Annotated in this window: 15 protein-coding genes and 1 riboswitch; of the genes, 9 read left to right on the top strand and 6 right to left on the bottom strand. The window is 69.9% G+C overall.

The annotated features are described in order from the left end of the window. Positions 1-9: 9 nt before the first annotated feature. Genes HNR28_RS02235 through HNR28_RS02250 form a run of 4 tightly spaced genes read right to left on the bottom strand, consistent with a single transcriptional unit; the run spans position 10 to position 3,865 of the window. Positions 10-828 carry a carbohydrate ABC transporter permease gene (locus HNR28_RS02235; protein ID WP_043683205.1) on the bottom strand — a complete coding sequence of 273 codons (819 nt, stop codon included), beginning with the start codon at positions 826-828 and terminating at the stop codon, positions 10-12. After that, positions 821-1,714 (bottom strand): carbohydrate ABC transporter permease, encoded by an 894-nt coding sequence (locus tag HNR28_RS02240; protein ID WP_043683207.1) that lies wholly within the window; start codon positions 1,712-1,714, stop codon positions 821-823. Before HNR28_RS02240 ends, HNR28_RS02235 begins: the two co-directional genes overlap by 8 nt. Then, positions 1,711-2,790: an ABC transporter ATP-binding protein gene (locus HNR28_RS02245; protein ID WP_043683210.1), complete on the bottom strand. Its 1,080-nt coding sequence runs from the start codon at positions 2,788-2,790 to the stop codon at positions 1,711-1,713. Before HNR28_RS02245 ends, HNR28_RS02240 begins: the two co-directional genes overlap by 4 nt. Position 2,791: 1 nt before the next feature. Next, positions 2,792-3,865, bottom strand: a complete 1,074-nt coding sequence (locus HNR28_RS02250; protein ID WP_043683213.1) for an ABC transporter ATP-binding protein — start codon at positions 3,863-3,865, stop codon at positions 2,792-2,794. A gap of 132 nt (positions 3,866-3,997) precedes the next feature. On the opposite strand from HNR28_RS02250, the gene HNR28_RS02255 reads away from it, so the two are divergent. The 5 genes from HNR28_RS02255 to HNR28_RS02275 all read left to right on the top strand — a co-directional run bounded on the left by HNR28_RS02255 (position 3,998) and on the right by HNR28_RS02275 (position 7,870). Continuing rightward, the gene (locus tag HNR28_RS02255; RefSeq protein ID WP_043683215.1) at positions 3,998-4,762 is read left to right on the top strand and encodes a DeoR/GlpR family DNA-binding transcription regulator; all 765 of its coding nucleotides are present in this window, start codon (positions 3,998-4,000) and stop codon (positions 4,760-4,762) included. Between the two features lie 9 nt (positions 4,763-4,771). Beyond that, the gene (gene glpK, locus HNR28_RS02260) at positions 4,772-6,265 is read left to right on the top strand and encodes a glycerol kinase GlpK (RefSeq protein WP_043683217.1); all 1,494 of its coding nucleotides are present in this window, start codon (positions 4,772-4,774) and stop codon (positions 6,263-6,265) included. Positions 6,266-6,401: 136 nt separating this feature from the next. Beyond that, entirely contained in the window at positions 6,402-6,872 is a 471-nt protein-coding gene (locus tag HNR28_RS02265) for a TM2 domain-containing protein (RefSeq protein ID WP_043683219.1), read from the top strand. Between the two features lie 4 nt (positions 6,873-6,876). After that, positions 6,877-7,641 carry a lipoate--protein ligase family protein gene (locus HNR28_RS02270; protein WP_151024441.1) on the top strand — a complete coding sequence of 255 codons (765 nt, stop codon included), beginning with the start codon at positions 6,877-6,879 and terminating at the stop codon, positions 7,639-7,641. A gap of 46 nt (positions 7,642-7,687) precedes the next feature. Continuing rightward, the gene (locus HNR28_RS02275) at positions 7,688-7,870 is read left to right on the top strand and encodes a ribbon-helix-helix protein, CopG family (protein WP_043686996.1); all 183 of its coding nucleotides are present in this window, start codon (positions 7,688-7,690) and stop codon (positions 7,868-7,870) included. Positions 7,871-7,883: 13 nt separating this feature from the next. On the opposite strand, the gene HNR28_RS02280 is transcribed toward HNR28_RS02275, so the two are convergent. Then, on the bottom strand, positions 7,884-9,653 hold the full coding sequence (locus tag HNR28_RS02280; protein WP_151024442.1) for a SulP family inorganic anion transporter: 1,770 nt from the start codon (positions 9,651-9,653) through the stop codon (positions 7,884-7,886). A gap of 165 nt (positions 9,654-9,818) precedes the next feature. On the opposite strand from HNR28_RS02280, the gene panD reads away from it, so the two are divergent. The 3 genes from panD (at position 9,819) to HNR28_RS02295 (ending at position 12,318) form a co-directional block, all read left to right on the top strand. After that, positions 9,819-10,232 carry an aspartate 1-decarboxylase gene (panD, locus tag HNR28_RS02285; protein ID WP_043683224.1) on the top strand — a complete coding sequence of 138 codons (414 nt, stop codon included), beginning with the start codon at positions 9,819-9,821 and terminating at the stop codon, positions 10,230-10,232. Positions 10,233-10,324: 92 nt separating this feature from the next. Then, a riboswitch (TPP riboswitch) is annotated at positions 10,325-10,417 on the top strand. Positions 10,418-10,469: 52 nt separating this feature from the next. Then, complete coding sequence (locus HNR28_RS02290; RefSeq protein ID WP_043683227.1) at positions 10,470-11,735, top strand: purine-cytosine permease family protein; 1,266 nt, start codon at positions 10,470-10,472, stop codon at positions 11,733-11,735. Between the two features lie 142 nt (positions 11,736-11,877). Further along, positions 11,878-12,318, top strand: a complete 441-nt coding sequence (locus tag HNR28_RS02295; RefSeq protein ID WP_043683229.1) for a nucleoside deaminase — start codon at positions 11,878-11,880, stop codon at positions 12,316-12,318. A gap of 124 nt (positions 12,319-12,442) precedes the next feature. Here the strand turns inward: HNR28_RS02295 and HNR28_RS02300 are convergent, their stop codons facing one another. Further along, complete coding sequence (locus tag HNR28_RS02300; RefSeq protein WP_151024443.1) at positions 12,443-14,728, bottom strand: nitric-oxide reductase large subunit; 2,286 nt, start codon at positions 14,726-14,728, stop codon at positions 12,443-12,445. A 194-nt stretch (positions 14,729-14,922) separates the two neighbouring features. Between HNR28_RS02300 and norR the strand changes: the two genes are divergently transcribed. Next, the gene (gene norR, locus HNR28_RS02305; RefSeq protein ID WP_043683233.1) at positions 14,923-16,497 is read left to right on the top strand and encodes a nitric oxide reductase transcriptional regulator NorR; all 1,575 of its coding nucleotides are present in this window, start codon (positions 14,923-14,925) and stop codon (positions 16,495-16,497) included. Positions 16,498-16,612: the final 115 nt, after the last annotated feature.

The raw sequence follows: 16,612 nt of genomic DNA on the forward strand, positions 1-16,612 counted from the left end.
GAACGGGCGCTAGACCCGGCCCATCGCGAAGCCCTTCGCGATGTAGTGGCGCACGAACCAGATGACGATGGCGCCGGGCACGATGGTGAGCGTGCCGGCCGCCGCGAGGGTGGCCCAGTCCATGCCCGAGGCCGAGACCGTGCGGGTCATGATGGCCACGATGGGCTTGGCGTCGACGCTGGTGAGCGTGCGCGCCAGCAGCAGCTCCACCCAGCTGAACATGAAGCAGAAGAAGGCCGCCACCCCCACCCCCGACTTGATCAGCGGCAGGAAGATCGTCAGGAAGAAGCGCGGAAAGCTGTAGCCGTCTATATAGGCGGTCTCGTCGATTTCGCGGGGGATGCCGCTCATGAAGCCTTCCAGGATCCAGACGGCCAGCGGCACGTTGAACAGCAGGTGCGCCAGCGCCACGGCCCAGTGCGTGTCCATCAGGCCCAGGGTGGTGTAGAGCTGGAAGAACGGCAGCAGGAACACGGCCGGCGGCGTCATGCGGTTGGTCAGCAGCCAGAAGAACACGTGCTTGTCGCCCAGGAAGGAATAGCGCGAGAAGGCGTAGGCCGCCGGCAGGGCCACGGCGATCGCCATGACCATGTTCATGCAGACGTAGATCAGGCTGTTGACGTAGCCCATGTACCAGGAGGGATCGGTCAGGATCAGCCGGTAGTTGTCCAGCGTGAACTCGCGGGGAAACAGCGAAAACTCGGCCAGGATGCCCTGGTTGGTCTTGAAGCTCATGACCACCATCCAGTAGATGGGGACCAGGGCGAACAGCAGGTACAGGATCAGGAAGACGGTGCGCTTGCGCGGCAGGAACGAGCGGTCAGTCATGGGCGGCCTCCGAATCCCGGGTGCCGACGCGCAGCATCCAGTTGTACAGGACGAAGCAGAACATCAGGATGATGAGGAAATAGATCAGCGAGAAGGCGGCCGCGGGCCCCATGTCGAACTGGCCGATGGCCTTCTGCGTCAGGTACTGGCTGAGGAAGGTGGTGGAGTTGCCCGGCCCGCCGCCGGTCAGCACGAAGGGCTCGGTGTAGATCATGAAGCTGTCCATGAAGCGCAGCAGCACGGCGATCATCAGCACGCCGCGCATCTTGGGCAGCTGGATGTAGCGGAACACGGCCCATTTGCTCGCGCCGTCGATGCTGGCGGCCTGGTAGTAGGCCTCGGGGATGGACTGCAGGCCGGCGTAGGCGAGCAGCGCCACCAGCGGCGTCCAGTGCCAGACGTCCATCAGCAGCACGGTGAGCCAGGCGTGGACGGGATTGCCGACGTAGCTGTAGTCCAGCCCCAGGCGGGCCAGCGTCCAGCCGAACAGGCCGATGTCCGTGCGGCCGAAGATCTGCCAGATCGTGCCCACGACGTTCCAGGGAATCAGCAGCGACAGGGAGACGATCACCAGCACGGCCGAGGCGCGCCAGCTGCGCGCCGGCATGGACAGGGCCAGCGCCACCCCGAGGGGGATCTCGATGGCCAGCACCGCGCCGGAGAACAGCAGCTGCCGCCACAGCGCGGCGTGCAGGTCCTCGTCGCGCATGATGCTGGTGAACCATTCGGTGCCGACGAACACGGCGTTGTCCGGCGAGATGATGTCCTGGACGGAATAGTTGACCACGGTCATCAGCGGGATGATGGCCGAGAACGCCACGCACAGGATCACCGGCAGGATCAGCCACCAGGCTTTCTGGTTGACGGGTTTCGCAGGGGTGCTCATCCGATCAGCTCCTCGTTGCGGTAGTAGCGGGTATGCGGGCCGATCAGGGCCAGGTGCACCAGCGCGCCTTCGGCGGGCGGCGCGGCCTCGGCCGGCAGGTGGGCCTTCGCCTCGTGGCCGCCGATCCGGACGCCGAGCAGCTGGCTGGTGCCCAGGTGGCGCACCTGGGACACGGTGGCCGGCACGGTGTCGGGACCGCCCGCGGGCGCCAGGCGCAGGTATTCGGGGCGGATGCCCAGGGTGAGCGGCCCGGCGGGCAGCGCCAGGGCGTCCGGGCGCCCGAGGCACTGGCCGTCCAGCCAGAGCGCGCCGTCGGCACGCGCCTCGACCGGCAGCAGGTTCATGCCCGGCGAGCCGATGAAATGTCCCACGAAGGTATGGCGCGGGCGCTCGAACAGGTCTTCCGGGGTGCCCTGCTGGACCACCCGGCCGCGCGCCATCACCAGGACCTGGTCGGCGAAGGTCATGGCCTCGACCTGGTCGTGGGTGACGTAGATCAGGGTCAGCTTCAGTTCGTGGTGGATCTGCTTGAGCTTGCGGCGCAGTTCCCATTTCAGGTGGGGGTCGATCACCGTCAGCGGCTCGTCGAACAGCACCGCCGAGACGTCCGGGCGCACCAGCCCGCGCCCCAGGGAGATCTTCTGCTTGGCGTCGGCCGCCAGATTGGCCGCGCGCTGGTCGAGCTGGGCGGACAGGTCGAGCATTTCCGCGATGCGCCCGACGCGCTCGCGGATGCGGGCTTCCGGCACCTTGCGGTTGCGCAGCGGGAACGCCAGGTTCTCGCCCACCGTCATGGTGTCGTAGATGACAGGGAACTGGAACACCTGGGCGATGTTGCGCTCCTGGGGCGTGGCGCGGGTGCGGTCCGCGCCGTCGAAGCGGATGGTGCCGTGCGAAGGCGTGACCAGCCCCGAGATGATGTTGAGCATGGTGGTCTTGCCGCAGCCCGACGGCCCCAGCAGGGCGTAGGCCCCGCCGTCCTCGAAGACGATGTCCAACGGCAGCAGCGCGTAGTCGGCGTCGGAGCGCACGCTGCGCGCGTAGCTGTGGGCCAGCTGGAGTTCGATGCGCGCCATGTCAGGCCTCCTGCGCCAGGGGCGCCCGCAGCAGGGTTTCGTCGGGACCGAACACATAGGCCCGGCGGCTGGAGAAATGCAGGGTGACGGCATCGCCCAGGCCGTGATGCCGGACGCCCGGCATCTGGGCCACCAGATTGCCAGCCGGCGTTTCGGCGTGGACGTAGGTGGAGGAGCCGGAGATCTCGGCGAGCTGGACCCGCCCCGGGATCCGGCAGTCGCCGCCCTGATCGGCGAGCGAGAGATCGACGGCCCGCAGTCCGACGGTCACGTCGCCCTCGGGCACGTCCCGCCCCGCCGGCAGGCTCACGCCGGCCAGCGCACGCAGGCTGACCGCCGCGCGGTCGGCCCGGGCCGCCAGGAAATTCATGGGCGGATCGCTGAAGGCGCGCGCCACCCGGATCGACGCGGGCCGCCGGAACACGTCCAGCGTCGGGCCGTACTGCAGCAGCTCGCCCTGGTCCAGCACGGCCGTGTAGCCGCCGAGCAGCAGCGCCTCGCCGGGCTCGGTCGTGGCGTAGACGACGGTGGAGCGGCCCTGGTCGAACAGGGCGCCGAGTTCTTCGCGCAGTTCCTCGCGCAGCTTGTAGTCGAGATTGACCAGCGGCTCGTCCAGCAGCATCAGCGGCGCGTCCTTGGCCAGGGCGCGCGCCAGGGCGACGCGCTGCTGCTGGCCGCCGGACAGCTCGGAGGGCAGGCGGTCGAGGAATTCGTCGATGTGCAGGGCGCGCGCGATTTCGCGCACCCGCGGCATGAAATCGGCCTCGCCGCGCAGCCGCAGGGGCGAGGCGATGTTGGCGGCGACCGTCATGGAGGGGTAATTGATGAACTGCTGATACACCATGGCGACGTTGCGCCGGCGCACCGGCAGCCCGGTGACGTCCGCGCCGTCGACCAGGACCCGGCCGGTGGTGGGCGCGTCCAGCCCGGCCATCAGCCGCATCAGGCTGGTCTTGCCGGCGCGGGTCACGCCCAGCAGGACCGTGACGGCGGATTCCCGCGGCGCCAGATCCAGCGGATGCAGCCAGGTTTCGGCACCGACCTTCTTGCCGACGCGAACCAGCTCGAGTTGCATGAGCGCTTACTCCGAAAGTTCCTTTTTGTGAATTATTGTTCGTTTTTACTCTTTTTGCTGTCCATATAAACCCTAAGATTCTTTCCTTTTCTTTCGCTGTACAGTGTGTCCGTCGTGTCGAAGGCCATTCCCATGCATCCCAATCCGCGCCAGATCAAGCTGCTCAACCGCCTGCAGGGCACGGGCTCCTGCAGCCTGGAAACCCTGGCCGGCGACCTGGACGTCACGGTCCAGACCGTGCGCCGCGACGTCCAGCGCCTCGCCGAGGCCAACCTGCTGGTGCGCTTCCACGGCGGAGTGCGACTGCCCAATTCGACCATCGAGAACATCGCCTACCGTCAGCGCGCCCAGCTGCACGCCGCCGAAAAAGAGCGCATCGCCCGCGCCATCGCCCGCGAGATCCCCAACGACTGTTCGCTGCTGATCAACATCGGCACCACCACGGAGGCGATCGCGCGCGCGCTGTCCGGCCACACGGGGCTGCGCGTCATCACCAACAACGTCAACGTGGCCTGCACCCTGGGCCAGCAGCCCGGCTGCGAAGTCATCCTGGCCGGCGGCAGCGTGCGCTCCCGCGACCTGGGCATCGTGGGGGAGGCCACGGTGGAATTCATCCGCCAGTTCCGCGCCGACATCGCCCTGATGGGCATCTCCGGCATCGAGGCCGACGGCACGCTGCGCGACTACGATTTCCGCGAGGTGAAGGTGTCCCAGGCCATCATGCAGTCGGCCCGCGAGGTCTGGATGGCCGCCGACACCAGCAAGTTCCACCGGCCGGCCATGGTCCGGCTGGGAGACCTGTCCCAGATCGGCCGCCTGTTCACCAACGCCCGCCCGCCGGAGCCCTTCCCCGGCCTGCTCAAGGCCGCCGGCGTGGACTGCGTCATCGCCCCCTGAGGACTCCCCATGACCTATCTGCTCGCCCTGGACCAGGGCACTTCCAGCACCCGCAGCATCGTCTTCGACCGCCAGGGCCGCATCGTGGGCCTGGCGCAGCGGGAATTCACCCAGCACTATCCCCAGCCCGGCTGGGTCGAGCACGATCCGCTGGAGATCTGGCAGACGCAGCGCGACACCATCGGCGAGGCCATCCACCGCGCCGGCATCGCCGCGCGCGACATCCGCGCCATCGGCATCACCAACCAGCGCGAGACCACCGTGGTCTGGGACCGCCGCACGGGAGAGCCGATCCACCGGGCCATCGTCTGGCAGGACCGCCGCGCCGAGCCCACCTGCGCCGAGCTGCGCGCGCAGGGCCTGGAGCCCGAGATCCTGAACCGCACCGGGCTGCGCATCGACGCCTATTTCTCGGCCACCAAGCTGAAATGGATCCTCGACCACGTGCCCGGCGCGCGCGCCCGCGCCGAGGCGGGCGAGCTGCTGTTCGGCACCGTGGACAGCTGGCTGATCTGGCAGTTGACCGGCGGCCGGCATCACCTGACCGACGTCAGCAACGCCGCGCGCACCATGCTGATGGACGTGCACCGCAACGCCTGGGACCCGGACCTGCTGGACCGGCTGGACGTGCCGGCGCGCATGATGCCGCGCATCCTGCCCTCATCGGCCGACTACGGCGCCACCGATCCGCAGCTGCTGGGCCACGCGGTGCCGATCTGCGGCGTGGCCGGCGACCAGCAGAGCGCCCTGTTCGGCCAGGCGTGCTTCCGCCCCGGCATGGCCAAGAACACTTACGGCACGGGCTGCTTCATGCTGATGCACACGGGCGAGCGCTTCCAGGTGTCCGGCAATGGCCTGGTGACGACCAGCGCGGCGCAGCCCGACGCCCGGCCCGCCTACGCCCTGGAAGGCAGCATCTTCGTCGGCGGCGCCGTGGTCCAGTGGCTGCGCGACGGCCTGCGCGCCTTCGTGCGCAGCAGCGACATCGAAGAACTGGCCCGCAGCGTGCCGGACTCGGGCGGGGTGATGTTCGTGCCCGCCTTCACCGGCCTGGGCGCGCCCTGGTGGGATCCGGACGCGCGCGGCACCATCACCGGCCTGACGCGCGGCACCACCATGGCGCACATCGCCCGGGCCGCCCTGGAGAGCATCGCCTACCAGAGCGCCGCCCTGCTGCAGGCCATGGGGCGCGACGCCCAGGCGGCCGGCGCGGCGCCGCTGCGCGAACTGCGCGTGGACGGCGGCGCCTGCGTCAACGACCTGCTGATGCAGTTCCAGGCGGACCTGCTGGGCATCCCCGTGCTGCGCCCCACCATGGTGGAGACCACGGCGCAGGGGGCGGCCTTCCTGGCCGGCCTGCAGGCGGGCGTCTATGCCGACCTGCAGGAACTGGAATCGCTCTGGCGCGTCGAGCGGCGCTTCGAGCCGGCCATGCCGCGCGACCAGGCGGCCGGGCGGCTGGCCGAGTGGGACCACGCGATCCGCCAGGCCTGCGCGCGCTGAGGGCGCGCGCACGGACGCGGCCGAAGACCGGGCCGCCCGCGATCCGGGCCATCCCGGATAGAATGGGGGTTTGCGCCCGCCTCGCCGGGCGCCCGGCGGCCACGCAGCCCGCGGCCTCCTCAAGCACAGGACACCCATGCTGAAAAAACTGATCCTGGTCGTGGCGATCTTCCTCGTCATCCTGCTCGCCCTGAGCTTCGGAGAGACCGTCTTGCGCGAGGTCTTCGACTGGATCTCGTCCCTGACGGGCGTGCTGATCCGCAATTTCGGCGACCTGTACTTCGCCGCGGCGGACTACCTGCGCAGCCACGCCGGCAGGGTCCTGCTGGCCATCGTCCTGACCATCCCCGCCAGCCTGTGGGTGCTGCGCTCGCGCGGCGAGGCCCTGGGGCGCCCGGCCGGGCAGCGCCGGATCGCCATCGTGCTGGCGGTCTTCCTCGGCTGGCTGGGCGCGCACCGCTTCTACCTGGGCCAGATCGGCTGGGGCCTGGGCCTGCTGATCCTCTGCTGGATCTTCCTGCCCCTGGCCGTCGTGGTGGGGCTGATCGACGCGATCCGCTACCTGTTCATGGACGACGACACCTTCGCGGCGACCCAGCTGTCCTAGGGCCATGCCGGACCCGCGCCCCGTCCATTACCGCCTGCTGGACGCGCCCGCCGAGGCCGGCCCGCTGGCCGACGAGATCCTGCTGGCCCCGGCCGCCCGCGAGCCGGTCGCCTGTCTCTGGCAGACGGCGCCCGGGCTGGTGGTGCCGCGCACCTACGCGGCCCGGCCGGGATTCGCGGCGGTCCAGGCCGAATTCGCCGCGCGCGGCTGCCCCGTCCACGTGCGCCAGTCGGGCGGCGGCGTGGTGCCCCAGGGGCCGGGCATCCTGAACCTGAGCCTGGCGCAGGCCTTTTCCGGCCGGCCGCTCGATCATTCCGAAGCCCTCTACCGCCACCTGTGCGCGCTGATCGCGGAGGCGCTCGCCGCCTTCGGCATCCAGGCCCGCGCGCAGGCGGTCGAAGGCTCGTTCTGCGATGGCAGGTACAATCTGGCCGTGCCGGCCCCCGTCCGCAAGATCGCCGGCACCGCGCAGGTCTGGCGGCGCGTCCCGGGCCACGCGCCCGACCGCCACGTGGGACTCGTCCACGCGCTGATCCTGGTCCGCTGCGATCCCGCCGAACTGACGGCGCGCGCCAACGCGCTGGAAGCCGCGCTCGGCTCGGCCCGCCGCTACGACGCCGACCGGATCGAGACGCTGGACCGCCTGCTGCCGCCGGCCTCGCAGCCGGGCTTCCCGGAGGCCCTGGAAGCGCGCCTGCGGGAAACCCTGCGAAACGGAACCCCGCTGCCGGCCGCCGCGCCGGTCCGCCCCCCGATGCCGACTCCCTGATGCGTGTGAACAGAGGCCCCAGACCCGAACCATGAGCCCGACCCCGCTGGAACACAAGACCGCCCGCCTGACGGTGCTGGTCGATCCGAACAAGAAGCAGGCCTTCGAGCGGCTCTGCGCCGCCCAGGATCTGACGCCCTCGCAGGTGGTGCGGCAGCTGATCCGCGAATACCTGGCCCGGCACGGGGTGGACTGGGCGCCCAGCAAGCCGCCGCGTCCGCGGACGTAGGGCCGCAGCGGCCTCATTCCCGGCCCGCGCCGGGCCGCGCTCCGGCGAACGGACGCCTCAGGCGGGCGCCGGCACCGTCCGCCCCGCGGCGCCCCGCACCGTCCTGCGCGCTCTCCGCCGCAGCCTCCGCCCCGCCCGGTGTCCCGGCCTGCGCCGCAGACAGCGCCGCGGCCAGGTCCGGCTGGAAGTCGCCCGCGCCCAGCCGGGACAGGGTGCCCATGCGGTGCAGCTTGGCGCGGATGCGGGGGTCGGCGCCGCACAGGATCACGCGCACGCCGCGCCCGTGCGCGGCCGCGATCTCGTCGTCCAGCGCCTGCAGCGCCGTGGCGTCCGCGAACGGCGCCTGTTCCAGGCACAGGATCAGCACGGCCGCATGCTCGCCCCGGAATGCCGCCCGCAGCGATTCCACCGCCGCGAAGAACAGCGGCCCCCGCACCCGCAGGGCGCGCACGCGCGGGCCGGCCGCCGGCGCGGAGACCGCGTCCGGGAGCGTCACGGGCGCCACGTCGACGCTGGAGGCCATGCGGCGCAGGAAGTGCAGCACGGACAGCACGATGCCGATGTTGACCGCCACGACCAGGTCGGCGAAGACCGTCAGCAGCAGGGTCAGGCACAGGATGACGGCGTCCGCGCGCGGCGCGTGCCGGACCAGGCGCACCACGCGATGCGCCTCGCTCATGTTCCAGGCGACGACGAACAGGATCGCGGCCAGGGTGGCCAGGGGGATGTTGCGCGCCAGCGGCGCGAACGCCAGCAGCACCAGGGCCAGCACCACGGCATGGACCACCCCGGCGAGCGGCGCGGTGCCGCCGCTGCGGATGCTGGTGGCCGTGCGCGCGATGGCGCCCGTGGCCGCGATGCCGCCGAACAGCGGGCTGAGCACGTTGGCCAGGCCCTGGCCGAACAGCTCGGCGTTCGAGTCGTGCCGCGTGCCGGCCATGCCGTCGGCGACGACGGCCGACAGCAGCGATTCGATGGCGCCCAGCAGGGCGATGGTGAACGCCGGGCCGATCAGCGGCACGATCCGGTCGAGCCCGCCCCCCGGCCAGTGGGGCAACGGCAGCCCGCGCGGCAGGTCGCCGAAGGTGCTGCCGATGGTGGCCAGATGCGGGAACTGGGCGACGCCCTGCAGGACCGTGGCCGCGACCAGCGCCAGCAGCGGCCCGGGGACGCGCTGCAGGATCCGCACCCGCCGCGGCAGCAGCACCAGCGCCAGCGAGCCGAAGCCGAAGGCGGTGGTCACCGGATCCAGCCGCGGCAGGTTGCGCAGCAGGAACCAGAGCTTTTCGTGGAAGAAATGGCCCGGCACCGCCGGCAGCCCGAAGAAGGCCTGCCACTGCCCGACCCAGATGATGATGCCGATGCCGGCCGTGAAGCCCAGGATCACCGGCAGCGGGATGTAGCGGATCACGCCGCCCAGGCGGGCCAGGCCGAAGGCGCACAGCATCAGGCCGGCCATGAGGGTGGCCAGCTGCAGGCCCGCGACGCCGTGCTCGGCGACGATGCCCGACAGGATGACGATGAAGGCGCCCGTGGGGCCGGCGATCTGCACGCGGCTGCCGCCGAACAGGGACACCACCACCCCCGCCACGATGGCGGTGTAGAGGCCCTGCTCGGGCTTGACCCCCGAGGCGATCGCGAAGGCCATGGCCAGCGGCAGCGCCACGACGCCGACGATCACGCCCGCCGCGATGTTGCCCGCCCAATGCCGGGGAGACCACAGCCCCGCTTTCAAGGCTTCCCGCGCAGCAAACAACATGATGTCCCGTCCGATGATCCGCATGCCGAATTCGGCGCTCGTGCCGCCCCTGCGGAACACAGCCTCATTCCATGAACATTTGATTATAATGATCTGCACATGTCCGGGAGCAATTTCCCGTGGCGGACTGATGCTGCGACGCAACGCGCTAGAATGTCGCCTGCTCAATTTCCTTCTCCGGACTTCCAAGTGAGAAAAATCGTCCGCGCCAAACTGCATGGCATCCGCGTCACCGGGGCCGACCTGGACTACCACGGCTCCATCACCCTGGACCCCGACCACTGCGAGGCCGCCGGCATCCTGCCCATGGAATTCGTGGACATCTGGAACAAGAATTCCGGCGCCCGCATCAGCACCTACGTGATCTACGGCGAACGCGGCTCGCGCTGCTGCATCCTGAACGGCGCCGCGGCGCGCACCTGCCAGCGCGGCGACGAGGTCATCATCGCCAACTCGGAATACATCCAGGAATCCGAGCTGGAGCACATCAAGCCGGTGGTGCTCACCTTCCATCCCGACAACAGCGTGCGCGAGCGCCTGGGCTATTCCGTCGGCCGCGACGAACAGGGCCGGCTGAGCTTCGAGATCGTGCACTTCGACTAGGCACTTCGACCAGGCATTTCGACCAGGCATTTCGACCAGGCTTGCCCGCCGGCCGGGCCGATCCTACAATCGAACCCGATACGCCTTTTACCGAGCCTCGCTAGGGGTGCCGCCGCGGCGGCTGAGACAGTCCCTTCGAACCTGATTGAGATCATCCTCGCGCAGGAAAGCAGCTCGCCACGGCGGCTGCTCGTGCGCCGCCCGCGTCTGCCCCCTGCCTTTTCCGACAGGCACGCCATGCAGACATCCGCTTCCCCCATTTCCTCCGCCCCCGAACGCGTGTTCGGCTGGCACGATCACGCCGCCCTTTGGTTCAGCCTGGGCGTGGGCCTGCTGGTGATCCAGGTCGGCGCCTACCTGGTGCCGGCACTGGGCACGCGCGACGCCCTGGCCGCCGTGGTCTTCGGCTCGATCCTGGGAGCCGGCCTGCTGGCCTGGGTGGCCCGCCTGGGCTGCGACAGCGGCCTGTCCAGCGCCGGCCTGATCCACGCCGTCTACGGCCAGCGCTTCGCCCGCCTGCCGGTGCTGCTGAACATCGCGCAGTTGCTCGGCTGGGCGACCTTCGAGCTGGTCGTGATGCGCGACGGCACCGCCGCCATCGCCCGCCAGGCCCTGGGCCTGGACACGGGCCTGGTGCTGCCCACCCTGTTCTGGGGGCTGGTCGTCCTGGCCCTGCTGCGCGGCTCCATGATCACGCTGGTGCGGCGCATCGTCAGCCGCATCGGCCTGCCCCTGGTGATCCTGTCGCTGATCTGGCTGAGCGTCCAGTTCGCCCTCAAGCTGGATGCCGAGGGCCTGCGCGCCCTGTGGCTGCGCGCCGGCGACGGCAGCATGAACGCCTTCCAGGCGCTGGACCTGGTGATCGCCATGCCGGTGTCGTGGCTGCCGCTGGTCGCGGACTACGCCCGGCACGGCCGCAGCGGCCGGGGCGCCCTGGGCGGCACCTGGCTGGGCTACACGATCGCCAACATCTGGTGCTACGCCCTGGGCGTGCTGGTGATCGCCGTCACCGGCCCGGATCTCGACATGGTCGCCGCCCTGCTGCTGGCGCAGGGCGGCCTGGTGGCCCTGGGCCTGATCCTGATCGACGAGCTGGACAACACCTACGGCGACCTGTATTCGGGTTCCGTGTCCGCCCACAGCCTGTGGCAGGGCGCCAGCCTGAAGACCTGGGGCACGCTCCTGGCCGCGGCCTCGATCGGGCTGGCGATGGTGCTGCCCATGCACACGCTGGAGCCCTTCCTGCTGACGCTCAGCTCGGTGTTCGTGCCGCTGTTCGGCACCATCCTCGGGCGCCTGGGCACGCAGCCGGCGCGCCTGGCCGACGCGCCGCGCGCCCTGCATGCCGCCCCGGCCCTGACCTGGGTGCTGGGGATCGCGGTCTACCACGCCCTGGCGCAATGGGCGCCGCAGTACGGCAGCGCGCTGCCGACGCTGCTGCTAACCTTCGTGCTGGGCGCCCTCGGCGCGCGCGCCGGCGCCCGGGCCGCGCAGGCCGCCTGAACGGCGACGCGGGGCGGGGCCCCGCGGGCCCCCGGCGGCACGGAGCAGGACCAGAGCGCCAGGCGGGACGGTCCGGCTTCCCCCAGCCGTCCCGCGCCCGTATCATGCAGGCTTCGAGAACCATTTTCCGGGAGACGAAGCCATGAGCGACCCCTTCATGCGGGCGGCCATCGAGGAAGCGCGCCAGGGACTGGCCGAGGGCGGCATCCCCATCGGCTCGGTGATCGTGCATCGCGGCGAGATCATCGGCCGCGGCCACAACCAGCGCGTGCAGAAAGGCAGCGCCATCCTGCACGGCGAGATGGATGCGCTCGAAAACGCCGGCCGCCGCGCGGCCGACGTCTACCGCGAATCCGTGCTCTACACCACCCTGTCGCCGTGCGCCATGTGCAGCGGCACGATCCTGCTGTACGGCATTCCCCGCGTGATCATCGGCGAGAACCAGACCTTCATGGGCGAGGAAGATCTGCTGCGCTCGCGCGGCGTCCGGATCGAGGTCCTGCAGGACCCCGAATGCCTGGAGATGATGCGCCGCTTCATCGCCGAGCACCCGCGCCTCTGGAACGAGGACATCGGGGTCTGAAGACCGGCCGGCCCGCGCGGGAGGCCCCCGACGGCGCGCACGCGGGAACGAAAAAGCCCGCCTCTTTCGAGGCGGGCCGGGTCGGGGGCCCGTTTCGGGCGCCCCTCGTGCAAGACGAAACCGTTTACGTGCGTTGCGCGGCCAGGCCGGCGTCGGTGGCGGGGGCCGGAGCGGCCTTGCCGTCCAGCAGCGCGGTCACGACCTGCCACATCACGCCCAGGCCGCCAACGATGAACACCACGTCGCCGAAGGTGCGCGTCCAGCGCAGCGTCTGCAGGATTTCCTGCTGCATGAAGACCTCGCCGCGGGCCCACCAGGTGCCCACGCTGTAGCTGGCGTGGAACTGCATCAGGCCGATGGGCAGCAGGCTCAGGGAGATCATCATCACCAGGCCGATGTTCATGCACCAGAACGCCGTCTTCATGAGGCTTTCATTGAACTGCATGTTGGGACGCAGGTAGCGCAGCACGAACAGCGTGAAGCCCAGGGCCAGGAAGCCGTACACGCCGAACAGGGCCGCGTGCGCGTGCACCGCCGTGGTGTTCAGGCCCTGGATGTAGTAGAGCGCGATCGGCGGGTTGACCATGAAGCCGAACACCCCGGCGCCGAGCATGTTCCAGAAGGCCACGGCGACGAAGAACTTCAGCGGCCAGCGCAGGTTTTCCATCCACGGCGCGCGGTCCTTCAGGCGCCAGTTTTCCCAGGCCTCGTAGCCCAGCACGACCAGCGGCACGACCTCCAGGGCGCTGAACGAGGCGGCGATGGCCATGATCGGAGTGGTGGTGCCCGAGAAATACAGGTGGTGCAGGGTGCCCGGCGTGCCGCCCAGCATGAACAGCACGGCCGAGCTCAGGCTGGCGATCGTGGCGCCGCGCTTGGACACCAGGCCCATGGTCGAGAAGATGAAGGCCAGCGCCGCGGTGGCGAACACTTCGAAGAAGCCTTCGACCCACAGGTGGACCACCCACCAGCGCCAGTATTCCATGACCGAGAGGTGGGTCTTCTCGCCGTAGGCCAGGCCGGCGCCGTAGAACAGGCCGATGCAGACCACCGAGGCGCTGAACAGGGCCAGCAGGTTCTTGTCGCCCTTCTGCCGGAACGCGGGCACGATGCCGCGCAGCATCAGGAACAGCCAGAACACGATGCCCAGGAACTTGCCGATCTGCCACAGGCGGCCGAGCTCGACGTATTCATAGCCCTGGTGGCCGAGCCAGAAATTCCATTCGGCCGGCAGCAGGTGGGCGATGGCGGCGAAGTTGCCGGTGAACGAGCCCACGACCACCAGGACCAGCGCCCAGAACAGGACGTCCACGCCGAGCTTCTGGTGCTTGGGGTCCTTGCCGCCGTTGAGGATCGGCGCCACGAACAGGCCGATCGCCAGGAAGCCGGTGGCGATCCAGAACAGGGCCGCCTGGATGTGCCAGGTGCGCACCAGGGAATACGGCAGCCACTGGGACACGTTGATGCCGTAGAAGGTCTGGCCTTCGACCGTGTAGTGCGCGGTGAAGCCGCCGATGAAGATCTGCGACACGAACAGCGCCACCACCAGGAACAGGTACTTGCCCAGCGCGCGCTGCGAGGCGGTCAGCGGAATCTGCAGCACCGGATCGCGGGCCGGCACGGGACCCGCGTCGTCGTGCTCCTTGTGCGTGAACGCCCAGCCCCAGACCAGCAGGCCCACGCCCGCGATCAGGATGATCACGCTCATCACGGACCAGATGATGTTTTCCGCCGTCGGCACGTTGTCGATCAGCGGCTCGTGCGGCCAGTTGTTGGTGTAGCTGGCGACCGAGCCCGGCCGGTCGGTCGAGGCGGCCCAGGCGGTCCAGAAGAAGAAGTTCGCCAGGCGGGCGCGCGCTTCCGGCGAGGGCAGCGTGGCTTCCTTCATGGCGAAGTGCTTGCGCGACTCGTGCAGGGAGGCGTCGTCGCCGAACAGCTTGTCGTAGTAGGCGGCCGTCTCGGCGATGGCCTGGGCGCGCCGGTCGGACACCGTGACGGCGCCGGTGGCGGCATCATAGGTGTTCTTGCGGTACTCTTCCTTCAGGCGGCGCTGCAGCACGGCCTGGGCGTCGCCGTCCAGCTGGGAGAACTTCATCCCGTACTGCTGCTCGGCGGCCAGGTCCAGCCAGGCGGACAGTTCGCGGTGCAGCCAGTCGGCGGTCCAGTCCGGCGCCTGGTAGGCGCCGTGGCCCCAGATGGAGCCGACCGTCATCCCGCCCGCGGACTGCCAGGCGCTCTGGCCGTCCAGGATCTGGGCTTCGGTCATCAGGACCTTGCCGTCGGTGGTGACGACCTGGGCCGGAATGGGAGGAGCCTGGTTGTAGACTTCCTTGCCCATCCATCCCAGGATGCCGAATGCCACCACAAGAACGCCGATCAGCGTCCACCATAACTTCTTGTACTCACCCATTCTGCGCTCCTTCTGCAGCCGCGAGAGGTTCCGGTTACGACGCCGGGGGGCGTCACGTGTGTTGCTTCATCCCTCATCAAGCAATATGCGTGCCAACTCCCTCACCTAGGGAAACTACTGATATAAATCAAAAGAGGTATTTTTTACCCTTTCTAACAGGGTATTAAATACCATTGCATGGTATAAAACACCCTATGGAAACGACGCTTCTGAACGATCTGTCCGCCGATCTGCCCGACGGCGTGCGCCTGCAGCGCGCCGCCACGGCCATCCGCGAGGCCTTCGCCTGCGACGCCGTCGGCCTGCTGATGCTCGACGCCGCCGACACCCTGCACATGGTCGCCGCCTCCGGGCTGGCCCACGAAGCCCTGGGCCGGCGCTTCGTCGTCGCCCAGCATCCGCGCTTCGCCACCATCCTGTCGCGCCGCGAGCCCACCTGGTTCGATCCCGAAAGCGTGCTGCCCGATCCCTACGACGGCCTGCTGGACGACCGCAAGGGCTCGCCGCTGCCGGTGCACGACTGCATGGGCATGACGCTGTACCGCCAGGACCGCCCCTGGGGCATCATGACGCTGGACGCGCTCACCACCGGCGCCTTCGACGAGGCCGCGCGCGCGCGGCTGCGGCGGCTCGGCCTGATCCTGCAGGCCGCCGTGCGCGTGACCGACCTGGAGCGCGAGAACCGCCAGCTGCGCCAGCTGGGCAGCACCCAGCAGGGCCTGGAGCACATCGGCGAGGCCACCGAGATCCTCGGCCACAGCGAGGCCATCCAGTCGCTGCTGCACGAACTGGATCTGGTGGCCGACTCGGACCTGCCCATCCTGCTGCTGGGCGAGACCGGCGTGGGCAAGGACCTGTTCGCCCGCCGCCTGCACCGGCGCTCGCGCCGCAGCCAGCAGCCCATGATCCAGGTGAACTGCGCGGCCCTGCCCGAGTCCCTGGCCGAAAGCGAGCTGTTCGGCCACGTGAAGGGCGCCTTTTCGGGGGCGACGTCCGACCGCCCCGGGCGCTTCGAGGCCGCCCAGGGCGGCACCCTGTTCCTGGACGAGGTCGGCGAACTGCCGCTCAGCCTGCAGGCCAAGCTGCTGCGCGTGCTGCAGAACGGCGAGATCCAGCGGCTGGGCACGGACCAGGTCATCAAGACCGACGTGCGCATCATCGCCGCCACCAACCGCGACCTGAAGGCCAACACGCAGGCGGGGCTGTTCCGCACCGACCTGTACCACCGCCTTTCGGTCTATCCCATCCCGATCCCGCCGCTGCGCGAGCGCGACCGCGACGTCCTGATCCTGGCCGGCCATTTCCTGGAGTTCAGCCGCGCGCGCCTGGGGCTGCGCGGCGTGCGCCTGTCCTACGAGGCCGAGCGCGCCCTGCGCCAGTATCCCTGGCCCGGCAACGTGCGCGAGCTGGAACACGTCATCAGCCGCGCGGCGCTGAAGATGCTCAGCCGCGGCGCCTCGCGCGACCAGGTGCTGACCATCGGCCCGGAACTGCTGGACCTGGACATCCCCGCGCCCGAATCCCCGCCGCCGGCGCCGGCGCCCGCCCCCGTCGGCCCGGACGGCGAAGCCGCCCCGCCGCCGGCCGACGCCATCGTCCCGCTGCGCGACAGCGTCGAGGCCTGCCAGCGGAGCGCCATCGGCGCGGCGCTGGCCGCCCACCACGGCAACTGGGCACGCGCCGCGCGCGCGCTGGGGCTGGATTCCAGCAATCTGCACAAGCTCGCCCGCCGCCTGGGCATGAAGCCCGAGCCGGGCGCCCTGTCCTGAACCGATTCCGGCCGCCGCGCGCCGTCGCCGCGCCGGAACTATTCCGCATCGCCGCGCCTCCAACTACAATCCTCACGCTCGGCCCGGTCCGGCGGGCGCCTCCGATCGTCCTACA

The sequence above is a fragment of the Castellaniella defragrans genome (assembly GCF_014203015.1).
Lineage (GTDB): Bacteria > Pseudomonadota > Gammaproteobacteria > Burkholderiales > Burkholderiaceae_B > Castellaniella > Castellaniella defragrans.